Below are 15,988 nucleotides of genomic sequence, written 5' to 3' on the forward strand. Positions count from 1 at the left end.
GGGGCCGGTCAGCGCAGACCGACCCACCACCGCGTGTTGGTCCGCGCGGCGCCCACCGTCACCACCTCGCCGATCACCGGCGTGGCCAGCTCGATCTTCCTGGCCTCCGTGAGGGCCGCGATGCGGTCCAGCGGGTCGTGCCAGTTGTGGAAGGCGAGGTCGAAGGTGCTGTTGTGCACCGAGAAGAACACCTTGCCGCGCAGGTCTTCGAAAGCCTGAACGCTCTGTTCGGGCGTCATGTGCACGGCGGGCCACATGCTGTCGTAGGCGCCGTTTTCCATCAGCGCGATGTCGAAGCCGCCGAAGCGCTCGCCGATCTGCTTGAAGCCCGGGAAGTAGCCCGAGTCGCCGCTGTAGAAGATGCGCTGGTCGCCGCTTTGCACCACCCATGAGGCCCACAGCGTGCGGTCGCGGTCGCCCAGCGTGCGGCCCGAGAAGTGCTGCGCGGGCGTGGCGCTGAGCTTCACGCCGTCGTGCTCGGCGGACTGCCACCAGTCGAGCTCGGTCACGCGCTCGGCCGGCACGCCCATCGCCACCAGCCGTGAGCGCACGCCCAGCGGCACGAAGTAGCGCTTCACGTCCTTCGAGAGGTACTCGATGGTCGCCACGTCGAGGTGGTCGTAGTGGTCGTGCGAGAGGATCACGCCCTCGATGGGCGGCAGCTCCTCCAGCGCGATCGGCGTCTTGTGGAAACGCTTCGGCCCGGCCCACTGCACGGGCGAGGCGCGGTCGCTGAACACCGGGTCGATCAGCCAGTACTTGTCGCGCAGCTTCAGCAGGTGCGACGAATGGCCAAGGCGCACCACGTGATTGGTCTTCGTGTCGAGCGCGTCGAGGGCGGGCTTGTCCAGCGGCTTCACGGGGATGGGATCGACCGGCACCGTGTCGACCTTGCTGCCCACGATGAAGCGCGACCAGATGCGCCACGCGCTGGCCTGCGCGGGCAGGTCGGGGTTGGCCATGTTGTGGAAGCCGCCGTCCTTGAACTGGGGCGAGTTCTCGTAGCGCGTTTCGCCGCCGCCGGCGGCGCTGCAGCCAGCGACGAAGGCACAGCCGGCCGCGGCGAGCGCTGTGCCGCGGCGCAGGAGTTGAGGCAGGTAGGAGCCTTGCGAGCCCGGGTCTTCAGCCATGGGAGAGCCTTCTGGATTGTGTTTGTCGGATGGCCGGAGACTATCGAAGGCGCGTGTTTCAATGGTTTCGGCGATAGAAACATTCGGGCAGGAGGGGCATTCCGGAGCTATGCCATGCGCCGTATGGCGGGCGCAGCCTGGGCCCGGCAAACTGCCGGACTTCATCGGTTTCACCGGACCTGAGGAGGCTGAAGATCCATGAGCACCAACCGCTACCCCATCATCTACGTGCGCGGCTACGCCATGACCGAGTCGGAGCGCGACGAGACTGCGGCCGATCCGTTCTGCGGCTTCAACATCGGCTCCACCGTGTATCGCGCCACCGTGAAGAAGGAAGCGCCGGCGCAGAAGTTCGTTTTCGAATCGCCGATGGTGCGGCTGCTGGCCGACTTCCAGTACCAGAGCGTCTACCAGAACGGCCTGGACATCCTCGACCCCGACTGGAAGCCCTCGCCCGACGCCAACGGCAACGACGTCGACGGCATTCCCTCGGCCTCGGTCATCATCTACCGCTACTACGACTCGGGCTCCGAACTGCTGGGCGACGGCAAGGCGAAAGACGTCAAGGTGTACGCGCAGGGCCTGAGCCAGCTGATCCTGCGCGTGCGCGACCTCGTGGTGCAGCGCGAGGGCCCCTCGGGCTTCACGCCCGACGACTTCCGCTGCTACCTCGTCGCGCATTCCATGGGCGGGCTGGTGGTGCGCGCCTTCCTGCAGAACCCTGCGCTCGGCGACGCCAAGGCGCGCGCCTGCGTCGATAAGGTGTTCACCTACGCCACGCCGCACAACGGCATCGACATGGGCGGCATCAACGTGCCAGCCTGGCTCACCGTGAACGAGATGAACACCTTCAACCGCGACAAGATGTCCGAGTTCCTGGCCACTGCGCCAGTCAACGGCCGCATGGACTACTTGCCGGCGGCAGCCTTCCCGCCAGAGCGCTTCTTCTGCATGGTCGGCACCAACCGCGGTGACTACGAGACCGCCAAGGGCCTCTCGCGCATGTTCGCGGGCCACGGTAGCGACGGCCTCGTGCGCATCGAGAACGCGTCGCTCTGGGCCGTCGATGGCGCCGGCAAGACGCAGCCGGTGGCCACCGCCTACACCTACCCCTCGCACTCGGGCTACTTCGGCATCGTCAATTCCGAAGAGGCCTACCAGAACCTCACGCGCTTCCTGTTCGGCGACGTGCGGGTCGACCTGTGGTTCGACGTCGAAAGCGTCACGTTGCCGCCCGACCTGCCCAAGGACGCGGACGTCGATGCGCTCTACCAGGTCGAACTGCTGGCCGCGCCGCGCGGCAAGCGCTGGTACCTGAGCCGTCGCATCGCCGAGGAAGACTCGCCCGCCTGCCGCACGCACAAGGAGCTGACCGATCCGGCCAAGGCCGACCGCCGCTCCATCTATCTCTCGACCGTGTTCCTCGCCAACCGGGCCCGCGTGAAGCAGGACCGCCCGACGCTGGCCTACGCCATGACGCTGGGCGTGCGCGTGCCCGACTACCAGGTCAACAACAAGTTCTGGCTCGACGGCCACTACGAGGGCAGCTCGCTCTTTCGCGACACGCTCATCATCGAGATGGCGCCGCCGCAGCCCGACGACCCGGCGCAGAACTGGAACGTCAAGTACGGCTGGCAGACCGACACCGCCGGCCGCGCCTCGCTGCCCATGAGCCCGAAGCAGCTGGCCGGCGGCAAGCTGCAGTTCGTGGTGCCGCTGTCGAGCCTTGGCGCCGCGCCTGCCGCGCCCGGCATCAGCGGCAAGGTGCGGCTGGAGGTGAGCGCCTGGGAGTAGACGCCTTGGAGTAAGCACCTAGGGCTGGGCAGGCTGCAGGTCAGGCCCGTTGGTACACAATCGCGGCCCATGCACTACCTGCTGTTCATCGGCGCAGTCCTGTTCTTCGCGTTCATGACGCCGCTGAAGCTCACGGTGGCCGTCTGCGCGCTGCTGCTGGTCGTCACCGTGGTGGTCAAGGTGTCGGCGCAGGTCGTCGCGGGCAGCTCGCCGACACTGGGCGAATCCTTCAAGTCCGTCTTCTATGCGTCGCTGTTCGTGGCGCTGGCCCTGCTGGCCTTCGTGAGCTTCTCGAGCGGCACGGGCATCCACCACATCGAAGGCTGGCCGGCCGTCGCCGTGCTCGCGGGGCTTTTCGTGGCTTACACGCTGGGCTTCCAGATCGGCATCGGTACCTCCTTTGGCGCCAGCGCTGTCGTCGCGCTGATCTGTACGCTGCTGGCGGGCGCCATCCTCTGGTCGGTGAAGAACCTCGCCTCCTTCTGATCTCCTCCTGCCTGATCGATTCCATGAAAACTGCCGTTCTCGTCATCGACGTCCAGCGTGGCCTTTGCGACGATCCGCCGCGCCCTCATGAGGCCAACGAGGTGATGCAGCGCATCAACGCGCTCACCGAGCGTGCCCGCGCGGCCGGCGTGCCGGTGGCCTTCATCCAGCACGAGAACGCGGTCGACCTCGAATTCGACTCCGAGCGCTGGCAGCTCGCCAGCGCGCTGAACACCGACTCGCGCGACGCGCGCATCCGCAAGACCACGCCCGATTCCTTTCTGCGCACACCGCTGGAAGCCTGGCTCTCGGAGCACGGCGTGAAGCGCGTGGTGGTCTGCGGCTACTCATCGGAGTTCTGCGTGGACACGACAGTGCGCCGCGCCGCCGCGCTCGGCTACCACGTGGTGCTCGCGGCCGATGCGCACACTTCGCACGACAAGCAGCACGCCACGGGCGCTCAGATCCGCGAACATCACAACGCCACGCTGTCGGACATCACGAGCTTCGGCGTGCCGATCCGCGCGGTGGCCAGCGCGGAAGTCGCGTTCAGCGACTGAGTAGGGCTCAGGGCATCCGGCCGGTGACGAGGGCGCTCGCCCAATCCGGCCTGCCATTGGCCATCGCAAGCGCCGCCATGCTCGCGTGGTCGTAGGGCACCGAGACCAGCGTCGAAGTCCAATCTCCGTTGGCCAGTCGCTCGACGACGGCATAGCGCGCATCGGGCGAGCCCGTCTCGACGATGTGCGGATGCGGGTGGATGTCGTCATAAGCCTGCAGCCCGACGCTGCCCGGATTGACGATCAGCTGCCCGCCCGAAGCGCGAACCACGCGCGGCACGTGCGTGTGCCCGCAGGCGACGAGCCGCACCTGCGCATCGACCGTGCCGAGCCTTGCATCGATCTCGGGCATCGTGGCCGGTCGAAGCAGCGTTGGCTCGACCGTCTCCAGGAAGTAGTGCAGGTCGCTGTCCGGCGTGCCGTGGCACAGCAGCACGTCGGGGTTCAATCGCAGGCTGTGTTCGAGCGAAGCCATCCACGCGAACTCCTGCGGACCGAGCCGTGCGTGGGCGAATTCGTCCGATGCGCCGCGCTTGCCTGCAGGCAGGGTGAGCACCTGGCGCTCGTGGTTGCCCGCGAGATGAATCCAGTCCTGCGCCATCAGGAAACGTGCGGTTTCCAGCGGCATCAGCGGGCCGGAGAGGCTGTCGCCCAGGTTGACGACGACATCGACGCTGCGGCGGCCGATGTCCTCGACGACGGCTTCGAGTGCGGGAAGGTTTCCGTGGATGTCCGAGACGATGGCAATGCGCATGCGCCGATTCTGAGGGAATCGCGAACCGAGTCGTCGCCACGAACACCAATGCCGAGCCACACAGCCGCGAGCCAACTGCGTGGCTATACTGCGCCCGTCACGCCGAGCAAGGCGTGATCGGGTTTGACAGCCTGAAGCAATCTCTGCGACGTGAGCCGCAGTTTCCGCAGGACCTCCGGCTTTTTCGTTCGCGCCTCCAGTTTTGGCGGCTCGGATGGGAGGGCTCGCGCCCTGCCGGTTTCTCGCAAGAGGTTGCCCGGTCTGTCAACCCGTCCGAGCTGCCGCCCTCGTTTGACAGCGAGAGCAGCGGTTTTTGCAAATCGCAACCTCTGGAGGTCGTCCGTGACCAAGTCTGCTCGCGTGCTCAAGCACGCGCCGAAAACCGATACCGCCTCGACACCGAAGCCGGTTCCTCCCCATTCGAATGCAAATTCAAATGCCGAGTCGGCTGCCCTGCAGGCAGGCGACGACGTCGAGGGCATTCGCCAGGTGCACAGCGCCTATGTGTGCCTCGAAAAGCTCGTCGTTCCGATGCAGGTGAACGAGCGCGAGGAGATCTACCCGACGCGATCCGAATTCGGCGCGCTGTTCCGCCTGGTCAATGAGGAGTTGCAACGGCGAATCGACGCTGCGGACAGCACGATCGCTTCCTTGCGCGATGCTCTGGGGAAATCAGTCAATCCGCCCCAGGCCGCCACACCTTCGCCAGCGCCGCCAGCTTGCCCCTGAACCCTAGCCTGTCGTTCGACAGCGCATCGATGAAGTCGGAGAGCCGCTGCGACTTCACCATCGTGTAGATCGTGAGCCAGGTCGTCGCCACGAACACCACGCCGAACCACACGGCCTTGCGCCACAGCGGCGCCTCGGCCTCGGCCAGCAGGTTCATGCCGAGGAAGCCCGTCGTGATGGTGCCGATGAGGCCGAAGAGCGTGACCACGGTGAGCCGCACCACGGTGGCGGCCTGGCGGCGCAGGCTGTCGGCGTCGAGGTAGGTGTTCATGTCGGCGATGCGTGCCTTGACTTCGTCGTAGAGCGGATCGAGCCCGAGGTGCGTGGCGCACATGTGGGAGAGGGCACGCACCTGCGCCTGCTCGGAGATCTCGTGGAACCAGTAGCGGTGCGTGAAGCGCAAAAAGCGCTCGAAGCTCGCACGGATGGCGCGCTTGAACTGCTTCACGCTCGGCGTGCTGCGGATGTCCAGCCGCTTGAGCGCCTCCACCAGCTGGTCGGAGAACATCAGCAGCGAGGCCTTCTGGAAGTGCGCGATGAGGAACAGCAGGAAGTGCTGGTGCCTGAACTGCGCGAGCACGCCGCGGTCGCGGCAGCAGAAGAACTCGGAGCGCGCGTCGCCCACCACGATGAGCGCGTGGCCGTTGCACAGGTAGCGCGTGTTGGGCGCGGCGCCCGCGTTCACCCAGAAGCGGTCGTAGCAGTACTTGTGCTCGAAGTCGGCGAGATGGTGCTCGGCGTAGGGCAGGTGGGCATCGGTAGCGCCCGCGCCGGTCACGAGGGCGAGCCGCACGAAGTCGTCGCGCGTGAGGCGGCGCGGGTCGTCCAGTGACAGGTAGGCCATCACCGGCATGCGGTAGTACTCGATCTGCCGGTAGCGCAGCACGCCCGCATCTTCGGAATGGTCGCTCACCAGCGGTTGCATCAGATGGGCCCAGTGCGCGGCGATGCGCGGCGCGCGGTGCTGCGCCACATGCGAGAGAAAGGCCTCGCGCTGCTGCGCGTCGGAACTCGCGAGCACGCGGCCGTCGGCGCCCAGCCATTCGACGCTGGCCATGCAGTGCAGCGCCGAGCCGTCGGCCTCCCAGCCCGAGGGGTAGGCGCGGCCGAAGCGGTAGAGGACGTCCTGCGCCTGCGCGAGGCTCAGGTCGTTCGCGCCGACTTCGAGGTTGAGCAGTACCACGTCGATATCGAAGAAGAAGTACAGGTCGCAATGGATCACGTCGAGCGTGACCGGCGCATCGCCCGGCTTCGACACGAGGCGCACGGCGGCCACGTCGTGGCGGCGGAAGATGCGCATCGGCGAATCGCCGTCGCCGCCTGTGCCGTTGCCGCGCGAGCGGCCCTCTCCGTACAGGAAGCGCTGCACGTACGGCAGGAAGCTCACGAACTCGTTGTAGTGCCGTTCATGGAAGCGGCTGCTGTCGCCGGTGTATTCGTCGACCTCCTCGCGCCAGGGCGATGAGTCGCCCATCTCGCGCAGCACATGCCAGGGCGCGTGATGGTGCCCGGCGTGCGGTGCCGGCATCAGCCGCAGGGGCCACAGCAGCGCCTGCCTGAAGTGGCGCACGGTGGGCGCAGCCGTGCCTGTGGCTGTGGCTGTGGGGAGCGCATTCGCCTCTGCGGGCGTGTCGGCCGTGGGTGGGGTCAGCATGGAATTGAGTAGGCAGAAGGTGAGGCAAAACGACCACCTAGGGGAATCCCTATGCGTTTCTGAAACCGGTTTCATATAAGCTGCAAGCATTGCTTTCAGGGTCTGCGCGCGTCCGCGCCGCGCAGCTTCAGGGCCAGCCCACCATGAACTACCAGTTTCAATTCGACGCCGTCTTCGCCGCCTGGCCGCTGCTGCTCAAGGGCACGTGGATCACGATCCAGCTCTCGCTGGTCGCTACCGTGCTGGGGCTGGTGGTGGCGATCTTCTGCGCCTGGGGCAAGACCTCGGGGCCGGGCTGGCTGCGCTTCATCGTCAATGCCTACATCGAGGTGATCCGCAACACGCCATTCCTCGTGCAGCTGTTCTTTTTCTTCTTCGCGCTGCCGGCCATCGGGCTGCGCTGGTCGCCGCAGACGGCCGCGCTGGTGGCCATGGTGGTGAACCTGGGCGCCTACGCCACGGAAATCATCCGCGCGGGCATCGAGTCGATTCCCAAGGGGCAGATCGAGGCGGGCAGGGCGCTCAATCTCAAGCCCTGGGAAATCTTCCGCTTCGTCATCATCAAGCCGGCGCTCAAGGCCATCTACCCGGCGCTCACGAGCCAGTTCATCCTGCTGATGCTGAGCTCGGCGGTGGTGTCGGTCATCTCGGCCGACGACCTGACCTCGGTGGCCGCCAACCTGCAGTCGCAGACCTTCCGCAGCTTCGAGATCTACATCGTCGTGGCCGCCATCTACCTGGCGTTGGCGCTGGCCTTCTCGGCCATGTTCAAGCTGATCTACAAGCGCACGCTCAACTACCCGGACCGCCGGTAAACCCAGACCACGGACGGAGCAGACACCATGCGCACCTTCGGCTTTCCCGAATTCCTTTTCATCCTCGAAGCGGCCAAGTGGACGCTCGCGCTGTCGGCCATCGCCTTCGTGGGCGGCGCGATCCTGGGCCTGGCCCTCGCGCTGATGCGCACGTCGGAATCGGCGTGGGCACGCGGAGCTTCGACCACCTTCATCCAGATCTTCCAAGGCACGCCGCTGCTGCTGCAGCTGTTCCTGGTGTTCTTCGGCGCGCCGGTGCTGGGGCTGGACATCAACCCGTGGGTCGCCGCGGGCGTGGCGCTCATCCTCAACAGCGGCGCCTTCCTCGGCGAGATCTGGCGCGGCTGCATCGAGGCCATTCCGCGCGGCCAGTGGGAGGCGGCGCTGGCCCTGAACCTCAAGTACGTCGACCGCATGCGCGACGTGGTGCTGCCGCAGGCCTTCAAGATCGCGCTGGCGCCCACGGTGGGCTACCTGGTGCAGATCATCAAGGGCACCTCGCTGGCGGCCATCATCGGTTTCGTCGAGGTCACGCGCGCGGGGCAGATCGTCAACAACGCCACCTTCCAGCCGCTCATCGTGTTCTCGGTGGTGGCCGCCATCTACTTCGCGATCTGCTGGCCGCTGTCGCTGCTGGCCGCAAGCATGGAGCGCAAGCGCGCCCGGGCACTCGCACGCTGACCCCTTTGCTCTTTCGTTTTTTCTTTCCCGTCCTTCCTTTCATCATCCAGGAGACATACCCAATGACCCGTACCACCTCCCGCCGTGTCGCGCTCGCCGCTCTCGGCCTCGGCGCCGCCCTCACCGTGTTCGCTCCCTTCGCCTCGGCGCAGAGCGTGGCCGACATCAAGAAGAAGGGCGAGATCACCATCGGCATGCTGGTCGACTTTCCGCCCTACGGCACCACCAATGCGCAGAACCAGCCCGACGGCTACGACGCCGACGTGGCGAAGCTGCTGGCCAAGGACTGGGGCGTGAAGGCCAACATCGTTCCCGTGACGGGCCCGAACCGCATTCCCTTCCTGCTGACCAACAAGGTCGACCTGCTGGTGGCCTCGCTGGCAGTGACGCCCGAGCGCGCCAAGCAGGTGCAGTTCTCGCAGCCCTACGCGGCCGCCACCATCGTGCTGTACGGCGCGACCAAGACCCCCATCAAGGCCGCAGGCGACCTGAAGGGCCTGCGCGTGGGCGTGGCCCGCGCCTCGACGCAGGACGTGGCCGTGACCAAGGCCGCGCCCGAAGGCACCGAAATTCGCCGCTTCGACGACGACGCCTCGGCCATGCAGGCGCTGATCTCGGGCCAGGTCGACGCCATCGGCTGCTCGGTTACCGTGGCGGCGCAGATCGCCAAGCGCGTGCCGGCCAACACCTTCGAAAACAAGTTCACGCTGGTGCAGCAGTCGATGGGCATCGCGATGCGTCCCGGCCAGGAAGAGCTGACCAAGGCGGTGAACGAGTTCGTGCAGAAGAACACCGCCAATGGCGAGCTGAACAAGCTCTACCAGAAGTGGCTGCAGGCCGACCTGCCGAAAATGAACTGAGACGCGGGCTGAAGGAAATCCTGGCATGACGACGGAATCGATCATCCGCATGGAAGCGGTCAACAAGTGGTACGGTGAATTCCAGGTGTTGACCGGCATCGACCTGTCGGTGCGCCAGGGCGAGCGCATCGTGATCTGCGGGCCCTCGGGCTCGGGCAAGTCCACGCTGATCCGCTGCATCAACCGTCTGGAGACGGTGCAGAAGGGCCGCATCGTGGTCGACGGCATCGACCTCACGGCCGGCGGCAAGAATGTCGATGCCGTGCGTGCCGAAGTCGGCATGGTGTTCCAGCAGTTCAACCTGTTCCCGCACCTCACCATCCTCGAGAACTGCACGCTCGCGCCGATGCGCTCGCGCGGCATGACGAAGGCGCAAGCCGAAGAGGTGGCGATGAAGTACCTCACGCGCGTGCGCATTCCCGAGCAGGCCGGCAAGTACCCCAGCCAGCTCTCGGGCGGCCAGCAGCAGCGCGTGGCGATCGCGCGGGCGCTGTGCATGGCGCCCAAGATCATGCTGTTCGACGAGCCCACCTCCGCGCTCGACCCCGAGATGGTCAAGGAAGTGCTCGACACCATGATCGGCCTGGCCGAAGACGGCATGACCATGCTGTGCGTGACGCACGAGATGGGCTTTGCCCGCAGCGTGGCCGACCGCGTGATCTTCATGGCCGAGGGCAAGATCGTCGAGCAGGCGCCGCCGCAGGAGTTCTTCGGCAACCCCAAGGACGAGCGCACGCGCCAGTTCCTCGGCCAGATCCTCAGTTCGCACCAAGGCCACTGATGTCCTTCGAGGTCCTGATTTCTCTGTCGTCCTTCGGTGCGGCCGAGGTGGGCCGGCACGGCCAGCTCTGGTGCTCGCAGCTTGCGCGTGCCGCAGGCGCCGATTCGGTGGAAGTGCGTGGAGAGATGCTGCGCGACGCCGACGCGGAACTGCCCGCGCTGAACGGACTGGCATCGGTGTACTCCAGCCCCGAAGGCCTGTGGGCCGAAGGCGGCTGGCTCGACAGCGCCGCGCTCAAGCGCGGCATCGCTGCCGCCACGCGCGTGGGCGCGAAGCGGCTGAAGATGTCCATCGGCGGCTTTCAGCCCTCGTCGCATGGCTCGCTCTGGGGCCTGAAGGTGGAGCTTGCCGAAACCCGCGTCGAACTCCTGATCGAGAACGACCAGACAGTGCGCGCCGGCACGCTGCCCGCGCTGCAGACCTTCTTCGACGTGGCCGACCGCGCCGGCCTGACGCTCGGCATGACCTTCGACATGGGCAACTGGCACTGGCTCGGCGAATGCCCGCTGCAGGCCGCGCTGGCGCTCGGCCACCGCGTGCGCTACGTGCACTGCAAAGGTGCGCAGCGCCTGCCCCACAAGTGGGCGGCGGTGCCGCTGGGCGACTCGGTCGCGCCGTGGCGCTCGGTGCTGCGCGCGCTGCCGGCCGACGTGCCGCACGCCATCGAATACCCTCTGGTGGGCGACGACCTGCTGGCCGTCACCCGCGCACAGATCGACTTCATCCGCGCCGCGCGCGCATAGGGACGAAAAACAGATGACAGAACCCGCCGCCTTCGACGTCGCGCTCTTCGGCGAGGCCATGCTGCTGCTCGTGGCCGACCGGCCCGGCCCGCTGGAAGACGCGCAGTCCTTCCACAAGCGCACCGCCGGTGCCGAGACCAACGTGGCCATCGGCCTGTCGCGCCTGGGCCTCAAGGTGGGCTGGGCCAGCCGGCTCGGCACCGACTCGATGGGCCGCGCATTGCTGGCAGCGATGCGCGCCGAGGGCATCGACTGCTCGCACGTCATCACCGACGCGACGCAGCGCACCGGCTTCCAGTTCAAGGGCCGCGTCACCGACGGCAGCGACCCGCCGATCGAATACCACCGCAAGGGCTCGGCCGCGAGCCACATGGGCCCGGCCGACGTCGACGAGGCATGGCTGCGCTCGGCGCGCCACCTGCACGCCACCGGCGTGTTCGCCGCCATCTCCGACACCAGCCTGCAGGCCGCGCTCAAGAGCATGGAAGTGATGCGCGCCGCGGGCCGCACCATTTCCTTCGACACCAACCTGCGCCCCACGCTGTGGTCGTCCACCGAGACCATGCGCCACTGGGTCAACGAACTCGCCTCGCGCGCCGACTGGGTGCTGCCCGGCATCGAAGAGGGGCTGCTGCTCACCGGCCACGGCAAACCGGAAGACGTGGCTAAGTTCTACCGCGAGCGCGGCGCGAAGCTGGTGGTGGTGAAGCTCGGCGCCGAGGGCGCTTACTACGACAGCGACGTGGCCGGCACCGGCCGCGTGGACGGCTTTCCGGTGAAGGAAGTGATCGACACCGTGGGTGCGGGCGACGGCTTCGCGGCCGGCGTGGTGAGCGCATTGCTCGAAGGCCGCAGCGTGCCCGACGCCGTGCGCCGCGGCGCATGGATCGGCGCGCGCGCCGTGCAGGTACTGGGCGACACAGAGGGCCTGCCGACGCGGGCTCAACTCGAAGAAGCGGGGCTCTGAGCGCCATGGCGAACACGTCGAACATGCAGAAGAAGAACATCCTCGTCTTCCGGCCGCTGCCCGAAGACCAACTGGCACGCCTGCAGGCCGCGCACAACGTCACCGTGGCCGATCCGCGCAAGGAGCCCGAGGCCTTCGCCGCCGCGCTGCGCACCGCGCACGGGTTGATCGGCTCCAGCCACACGGTCGATGCCGCGCTGCTCGATGCCGCGCCGCAGCTCGAAGTGATTTCGAGCGTCTCGGTCGGCGTCGACAACTACCCGCTGGCCGAGCTGCACAGGCGCGGCATTGTGCTGTGCCACACGCCCGACGTGCTCACCGAGACGGTGGCCGACACGGTGTTCGCGATCCTCATGGCCACGCAGCGCCGCGTGGTCGAGCTCTCGACCATGGTGCGCGAGGGCCGCTGGACGAAGAACATCGGCGAGGAGCTCTTCGGCACCGACGTGCACGGCAAGACGCTGGGCATCCTCGGTTTCGGCCGCATCGGGCAGGCCGTGGCACGACGCGCCGCCTTGGGCTTCGGCATGCCGGTGCTGTACCACGCGCGCCGGCCGGTCGACCTGGCCGCGCAGGCGCCCGAGCTGCAGGGCCGCGCCACGCACGCGCCGCTGGACGACCTGCTCGCGCGTTCTGACATCGTCCTCGCCATGCTGCCGCTGACCGAGGCCACGCGCGGCATGATCGACGCCGCCTTCTTCGCGCGCATGAAGCCCGGTGCGTCCTTCATCAACGGTGGCCGTGGCGCCACGGTGAACGAAGAGGCGCTGCTGCATGCGCTCGACCACGGCACGCTGCGCGCCGCCGGCCTCGACGTGTTCGCGAAGGAACCGCTGCCCGCCGATTCGCCGCTGCGCACCCACCTGCGCGTGACGCCGCTGCCGCACATCGGCTCGGCAACGCACGAGACGCGACACGCGATGGCCGAGCTGGCGACGACGAATCTGTTGCAGGTGCTGGCGGGCGAGAAGCCGACGGCGCCGTACGACACCGCAGCCGCATGAGCGTCCTGTCTTGCCCCCTCTCCCCTTGGGGAGAGGGTTGGGGTGAGGGTAGGGGTCTTCGCGCAAACGTTGCTCCTGCCATCGCCGCTGGCCCTCACCCCAACCCTCTCCCCAAGGGGAGAGGGAGCGAGAGGCGCCCATGAAGCCCACCGGCCGAGCCACCATCGCCGACGTGGCCGAGGCGGCTGGCGTCTCCAAGGCCACCGTCTCGCGCTTCCTCAACCACCGCGAGCGGCTGCTGAGTCCCGACATCGCCGCGCGCGTCGAAGTCGCCATCGCCAAGCTGGCCTATTCGCCGAGCCCGATGGCGCAGGCGCTGAGCCATGGCCGTTCCCGGCTCATCGGCCTGATCGTGGCCGACATCACCAACCCGTATTCCGTCGCGGTGCTGCGCGGTGCCGAGAAGGCCTGCCAGGATGCCGGCTACCTCGTGATGCTGTTCAACCTCGGCAACGAGAGCGAACGCGAGCGCGAGGCCATCGATGCGCTCGCGGGCTACCAGGTCGACGGCTTCATCCTCAACACGCTGGGGCGCGGCAGCAACGTGGTCGACGCGGTCACGCTGCACGGCAAGCCGGCGGTGCTGGTGGACCGGCGCCACACCGGCATGCACACCGACTTCGTCTCGCTCGACAACCACGCCGCGATGACCGCCACCTGCGGGCACCTGGTCGAAGGCGGTTATCGCGAGCTGCTCTACGTCACCGAGCCGCAGAAGGGCGTGAGCTCGCGGCGCGAACGCACGGTCGCCTTCGGCGCCTGCGTGGCCGCGCACGAGCCGCGCGTGGCGGGCGAGGTGTTCGAGTGCGTGGAAGGCGAGGGCGATGCGCTCGACGAGGCTCTGCGCGCATTGCGCCGGCGCGCCACGCGCGGACGCCGCGCGGCGGTGGTCGCGGGCAATGCGGTGGTCACGCTGCGCATCGCGCAGGCGATGGCACGGCTGGGCTGGCAGTTCGGCGCCGACCTTGGCTTCGTGGGCTTCGACGATCCCGAATGGGCCTCGCTCATCGGCCCCGGCCTGAGCACCGTGGCCCAGCCTACCGACGCCATCGGCCGCGCGGCCGCTACATGCCTGATCGAACGGCTGCGGGGGCTGGATGCGGCGCCGCGCCAGCTCCTGTTGCCTGGAGAACTGGTCGTTCGAGGGTCGTCGAAGGCCGTCTAGCGTCGAGTTCGGTGCGGTCGAAAGTCAGCGGGCCGCGCATCCACTCGGCAGCGCGCTCGGCGATCATGATGGTCGGCGCATTGGTGTTGCCGCCGATCAGCGTGGGCATCACCGAAGCATCGACCACGCGCAGGTTGGCGATGCCGTGCACGCGCAGCTTCGCATCGACCACCGCCATCGCATCGGTGCCCATCTTGCAGGTGCCCACGGGGTGGTAGATGGTGTCGGCGCGCGAGCGGATGTGCGAGAGCAGTTCCTCGTCGGTGTTCGCCCCGGCCGTGTAGAGCTCGGCATGCCGGTACTTCTGCAACGCCGGCGCGCGCAGGATCTCGCGCATCTTCTTCACGCCCGCCAGCAGCCGCGCCACATCGTCCTCGTCCGAGAGAAATTTCGGATCGATGCGCGGCGCAGTCGCCGGGTCGGCGTCGTTCAGCCGCACGTCGCCGCGGCCCTTGGGACGCAGCACGCAGGCATGGCATGAGAAGCCGAAGCCGCCGTGCAGCTTGCGCGCATGGTCGTCGACCAGCGCGATCACGAAGTGCAGCTGCAGGTCGGGCTTGGCCAGTTCGGGCGATGTCTTGAAGAAGGCGCCGGCCTCGGCGTAGGGCGTGGCGATCAGGCCTTTGCCGCTGCGCCGCCACTCGGGAATGGCCTTCGCGAAGTTCAGCATGCCGGCGGGTCCAAGCCCGGGCAGGCCCTTCTCCTTGGTGCGGCAGGAGAGGATGAAGTCGACGTGGTCCTGGAGGTTGCGCCCCACACCCGGCAGCGCATGGCGCACCGCGATGCCGTGGCGCGACAGCTCTTGCGGATCGCCGATGCCAGACAGCATCAGCAGCTGCGGCGAGTTGAAGGCGCCGCCGCTCAGCACCACCTCGCGGCGCGCGAAGAGGGTGTCTGCCTCGCCGTCGCGGCGTATCTCCACACCGGTGGCGCGGTGCTCGTCGAGCAGTACGCGCTGCGCCTGCACGCCGGTCATCACCGTGAGGTTGGAGCGCGCGTTCATCGCCGGGTGCAGGTAGGCGGCCGCCGCCGAGCAGCGCTCGCCGTTCTTCGCGCCGCCGTGGAACTGCGTGACCTGGTAGAGCCCGGCGCCTTCCTGCACGCCATCGTTGAAGTCGTCGTTGCGCGGAATGCCGCACTCCATCGCGGCGCGCACGAAGGCGTCGCTGATCTCGCGCGGCGACTGCTGGTCGGCCACCTGCAGCGGGCCGCGCGCGCCGTGCATCGCGCTTTCGCCGCGCTGGTTGCCCTCGGCGCGCTTGAAGTAGGGCAGCACGTCGTCGAAGGACCAGCCGGTGCAACCCGCGCGCTCCCAGTCGTCGTAGTCGTCGGGATGGCCGCGCACGTAGAGCATGGCGTTGATGGCGCTGGAGCCACCCAGGCAGCGCCCGCGCGGCTGGTAGCCGCGCCGTCCGTTCAGGCCGGGCTGCGACACGGTCTGGTAGGCGTAGTTGTTGATGCGCGGCCGCCCCGAGATCATGGCCGCCGCGCCGGCCGGCGCCCGCACCAGGATGCCCCGCCCGTCGCCGCCGGCCTCGACCAGGCAGACCTGCACGGCGGGGTCTTCGCTGAGCCGTCCGGCCAGCGTGGCGCCGCCGGAGCCGCCACCCACGATCACGTAGTCGAACTCCATGATGTGTCGTCCTCTGTGTTGTCTCGGTTCCCGGTCTCTGCCGGGCGTGCGGCTTTATAACTCCCAACGCCGGCACGCGGGTTTCCTCTGCCGCCGCCGGGCGCGGCACCTGAGGGCGCCTTTCCCGTTCTTCTTCTTCTTCTTCTTCCTATCGTTTTCCCGAAGATGGTGCGCGCCGCAATGGCGCATGCACCGCGATGTCATTGGGAGCGCACGCGGAGAACTATTTTTT

Annotated in this window: 16 protein-coding genes; 12 read left to right on the forward strand and 4 right to left on the reverse strand. The window is 67.6% G+C overall.

Going from position 1 to position 15,988, the window contains the following annotated elements; translation table 11 throughout:
- Positions 1-8: 8 nt before the first annotated feature.
- Positions 9-1,130, reverse strand: a complete 1,122-nt coding sequence (locus AC1VNX_RS13025) for an MBL fold metallo-hydrolase (RefSeq protein WP_483157058.1) — start codon at positions 1,128-1,130, stop codon at positions 9-11.
- Between the two features lie 198 nt (positions 1,131-1,328).
- On the opposite strand from AC1VNX_RS13025, the gene AC1VNX_RS13030 reads away from it, so the two are divergent.
- From AC1VNX_RS13030 to AC1VNX_RS13040, 3 genes are all read left to right on the forward strand, one after another.
- Positions 1,329-2,924: an esterase/lipase family protein gene (locus tag AC1VNX_RS13030; RefSeq protein WP_483157059.1), complete on the forward strand. Its 1,596-nt coding sequence runs from the start codon at positions 1,329-1,331 to the stop codon at positions 2,922-2,924.
- Positions 2,925-2,993: 69 nt separating this feature from the next.
- Complete coding sequence (locus AC1VNX_RS13035) at positions 2,994-3,410, forward strand: hypothetical protein (protein ID WP_483157060.1); 417 nt, start codon at positions 2,994-2,996, stop codon at positions 3,408-3,410.
- Positions 3,411-3,433: 23 nt separating this feature from the next.
- On the forward strand, positions 3,434-3,970 hold the full coding sequence (locus AC1VNX_RS13040; RefSeq protein ID WP_483157061.1) for a cysteine hydrolase family protein: 537 nt from the start codon (positions 3,434-3,436) through the stop codon (positions 3,968-3,970).
- Positions 3,971-3,977: 7 nt separating this feature from the next.
- Here AC1VNX_RS13040 and AC1VNX_RS13045 read toward each other — a convergent pair whose 3' ends face one another.
- On the reverse strand, positions 3,978-4,724 hold the full coding sequence (locus tag AC1VNX_RS13045; protein WP_483157062.1) for a metallophosphoesterase family protein: 747 nt from the start codon (positions 4,722-4,724) through the stop codon (positions 3,978-3,980).
- Between the two features lie 342 nt (positions 4,725-5,066).
- Here AC1VNX_RS13045 and AC1VNX_RS13050 point away from each other — a divergent pair, with 342 nt between their 5' ends.
- Positions 5,067-5,453: a hypothetical protein gene (locus AC1VNX_RS13050; protein ID WP_483157063.1), complete on the forward strand. Its 387-nt coding sequence runs from the start codon at positions 5,067-5,069 to the stop codon at positions 5,451-5,453.
- On the opposite strand, the gene AC1VNX_RS13055 is transcribed toward AC1VNX_RS13050, so the two are convergent.
- Entirely contained in the window at positions 5,401-7,107 is a 1,707-nt protein-coding gene (locus AC1VNX_RS13055) for a hypothetical protein (protein WP_483157064.1), read from the reverse strand. The two genes, AC1VNX_RS13050 and AC1VNX_RS13055, sit on opposite strands and share 53 nt — an antisense overlap.
- 143 nt (positions 7,108-7,250) lie before the next feature.
- Here AC1VNX_RS13055 and AC1VNX_RS13060 point away from each other — a divergent pair, with 143 nt between their 5' ends.
- The 8 genes from AC1VNX_RS13060 (at position 7,251) to AC1VNX_RS13095 (ending at position 14,123) form a co-directional block, all read left to right on the forward strand.
- Positions 7,251-7,922, forward strand: a complete 672-nt coding sequence (locus AC1VNX_RS13060) for an amino acid ABC transporter permease (protein ID WP_483157065.1) — start codon at positions 7,251-7,253, stop codon at positions 7,920-7,922.
- A gap of 27 nt (positions 7,923-7,949) precedes the next feature.
- Complete coding sequence (locus AC1VNX_RS13065; RefSeq protein ID WP_483157066.1) at positions 7,950-8,603, forward strand: amino acid ABC transporter permease; 654 nt, start codon at positions 7,950-7,952, stop codon at positions 8,601-8,603.
- 62 nt (positions 8,604-8,665) lie between these two features.
- Complete coding sequence (locus tag AC1VNX_RS13070; protein ID WP_483157067.1) at positions 8,666-9,463, forward strand: transporter substrate-binding domain-containing protein; 798 nt, start codon at positions 8,666-8,668, stop codon at positions 9,461-9,463.
- A gap of 25 nt (positions 9,464-9,488) precedes the next feature.
- Positions 9,489-10,244 carry an amino acid ABC transporter ATP-binding protein gene (locus tag AC1VNX_RS13075; protein WP_301510640.1) on the forward strand — a complete coding sequence of 252 codons (756 nt, stop codon included), beginning with the start codon at positions 9,489-9,491 and terminating at the stop codon, positions 10,242-10,244.
- Positions 10,244-10,987 (forward strand): sugar phosphate isomerase/epimerase family protein, encoded by a 744-nt coding sequence (locus AC1VNX_RS13080; protein WP_483157068.1) that lies wholly within the window; start codon positions 10,244-10,246, stop codon positions 10,985-10,987. The genes AC1VNX_RS13075 and AC1VNX_RS13080 overlap by 1 nt, the downstream gene beginning before the upstream one ends.
- 13 nt (positions 10,988-11,000) lie before the next feature.
- Positions 11,001-11,954 (forward strand): sugar kinase, encoded by a 954-nt coding sequence (locus AC1VNX_RS13085; protein ID WP_483157069.1) that lies wholly within the window; start codon positions 11,001-11,003, stop codon positions 11,952-11,954.
- A 5-nt stretch (positions 11,955-11,959) separates the two neighbouring features.
- Complete coding sequence (locus AC1VNX_RS13090) at positions 11,960-12,958, forward strand: 2-hydroxyacid dehydrogenase (RefSeq protein WP_483157070.1); 999 nt, start codon at positions 11,960-11,962, stop codon at positions 12,956-12,958.
- 139 nt (positions 12,959-13,097) lie between these two features.
- The gene (locus tag AC1VNX_RS13095) at positions 13,098-14,123 is read left to right on the forward strand and encodes a LacI family DNA-binding transcriptional regulator (RefSeq protein ID WP_483157071.1); all 1,026 of its coding nucleotides are present in this window, start codon (positions 13,098-13,100) and stop codon (positions 14,121-14,123) included.
- Here the strand turns inward: AC1VNX_RS13095 and AC1VNX_RS13100 are convergent.
- Positions 14,023-15,756: a GMC family oxidoreductase gene (locus AC1VNX_RS13100; RefSeq protein WP_483157072.1), complete on the reverse strand. Its 1,734-nt coding sequence runs from the start codon at positions 15,754-15,756 to the stop codon at positions 14,023-14,025. The genes AC1VNX_RS13095 and AC1VNX_RS13100 overlap by 101 nt on opposite strands.
- Between the last annotated feature and the right edge of the window lie 232 nt (positions 15,757-15,988).

The organism is Variovorax sp. TLI9-5A, assembly GCF_056867935.1.

What these genes read in the sequence shown, in the direction of transcription:
- AC1VNX_RS13060 (WP_483157065.1), top strand. Translation starts at nt 7,251, where the DNA reads ATGAACTACCAGTTTCAATTCGACGCCGTCTTCGCCGCCTGGCCGCTG.
- AC1VNX_RS13085 (WP_483157069.1), top strand. Translation starts at nt 11,001, where the DNA reads ATGACAGAACCCGCCGCCTTCGACGTCGCGCTCTTCGGCGAGGCCATG.
- AC1VNX_RS13080 (WP_483157068.1), top strand. Translation starts at nt 10,244, where the DNA reads ATGTCCTTCGAGGTCCTGATTTCTCTGTCGTCCTTCGGTGCGGCCGAG.
- AC1VNX_RS13035 (WP_483157060.1), top strand. Translation starts at nt 2,994, where the DNA reads ATGCACTACCTGCTGTTCATCGGCGCAGTCCTGTTCTTCGCGTTCATG.
- AC1VNX_RS13040 (WP_483157061.1), top strand. Translation starts at nt 3,434, where the DNA reads ATGAAAACTGCCGTTCTCGTCATCGACGTCCAGCGTGGCCTTTGCGAC.
- AC1VNX_RS13045 (WP_483157062.1), bottom strand. Translation starts at nt 4,724, where the DNA reads ATGCGCATTGCCATCGTCTCGGACATCCACGGAAACCTTCCCGCACTC.
- AC1VNX_RS13090 (WP_483157070.1), top strand. Translation starts at nt 11,960, where the DNA reads ATGGCGAACACGTCGAACATGCAGAAGAAGAACATCCTCGTCTTCCGG.
- AC1VNX_RS13065 (WP_483157066.1), top strand. Translation starts at nt 7,950, where the DNA reads ATGCGCACCTTCGGCTTTCCCGAATTCCTTTTCATCCTCGAAGCGGCC.
- AC1VNX_RS13075 (WP_301510640.1), top strand. Translation starts at nt 9,489, where the DNA reads ATGACGACGGAATCGATCATCCGCATGGAAGCGGTCAACAAGTGGTAC.
- AC1VNX_RS13025 (WP_483157058.1), bottom strand. Translation starts at nt 1,130, where the DNA reads ATGGCTGAAGACCCGGGCTCGCAAGGCTCCTACCTGCCTCAACTCCTG.
- AC1VNX_RS13070 (WP_483157067.1), top strand. Translation starts at nt 8,666, where the DNA reads ATGACCCGTACCACCTCCCGCCGTGTCGCGCTCGCCGCTCTCGGCCTC.
- AC1VNX_RS13030 (WP_483157059.1), top strand. Translation starts at nt 1,329, where the DNA reads ATGAGCACCAACCGCTACCCCATCATCTACGTGCGCGGCTACGCCATG.
- AC1VNX_RS13100 (WP_483157072.1), bottom strand. Translation starts at nt 15,756, where the DNA reads ATGGAGTTCGACTACGTGATCGTGGGTGGCGGCTCCGGCGGCGCCACG.
- AC1VNX_RS13095 (WP_483157071.1), top strand. Translation starts at nt 13,098, where the DNA reads ATGAAGCCCACCGGCCGAGCCACCATCGCCGACGTGGCCGAGGCGGCT.
- AC1VNX_RS13055 (WP_483157064.1), bottom strand. Translation starts at nt 7,107, where the DNA reads ATGCTGACCCCACCCACGGCCGACACGCCCGCAGAGGCGAATGCGCTC.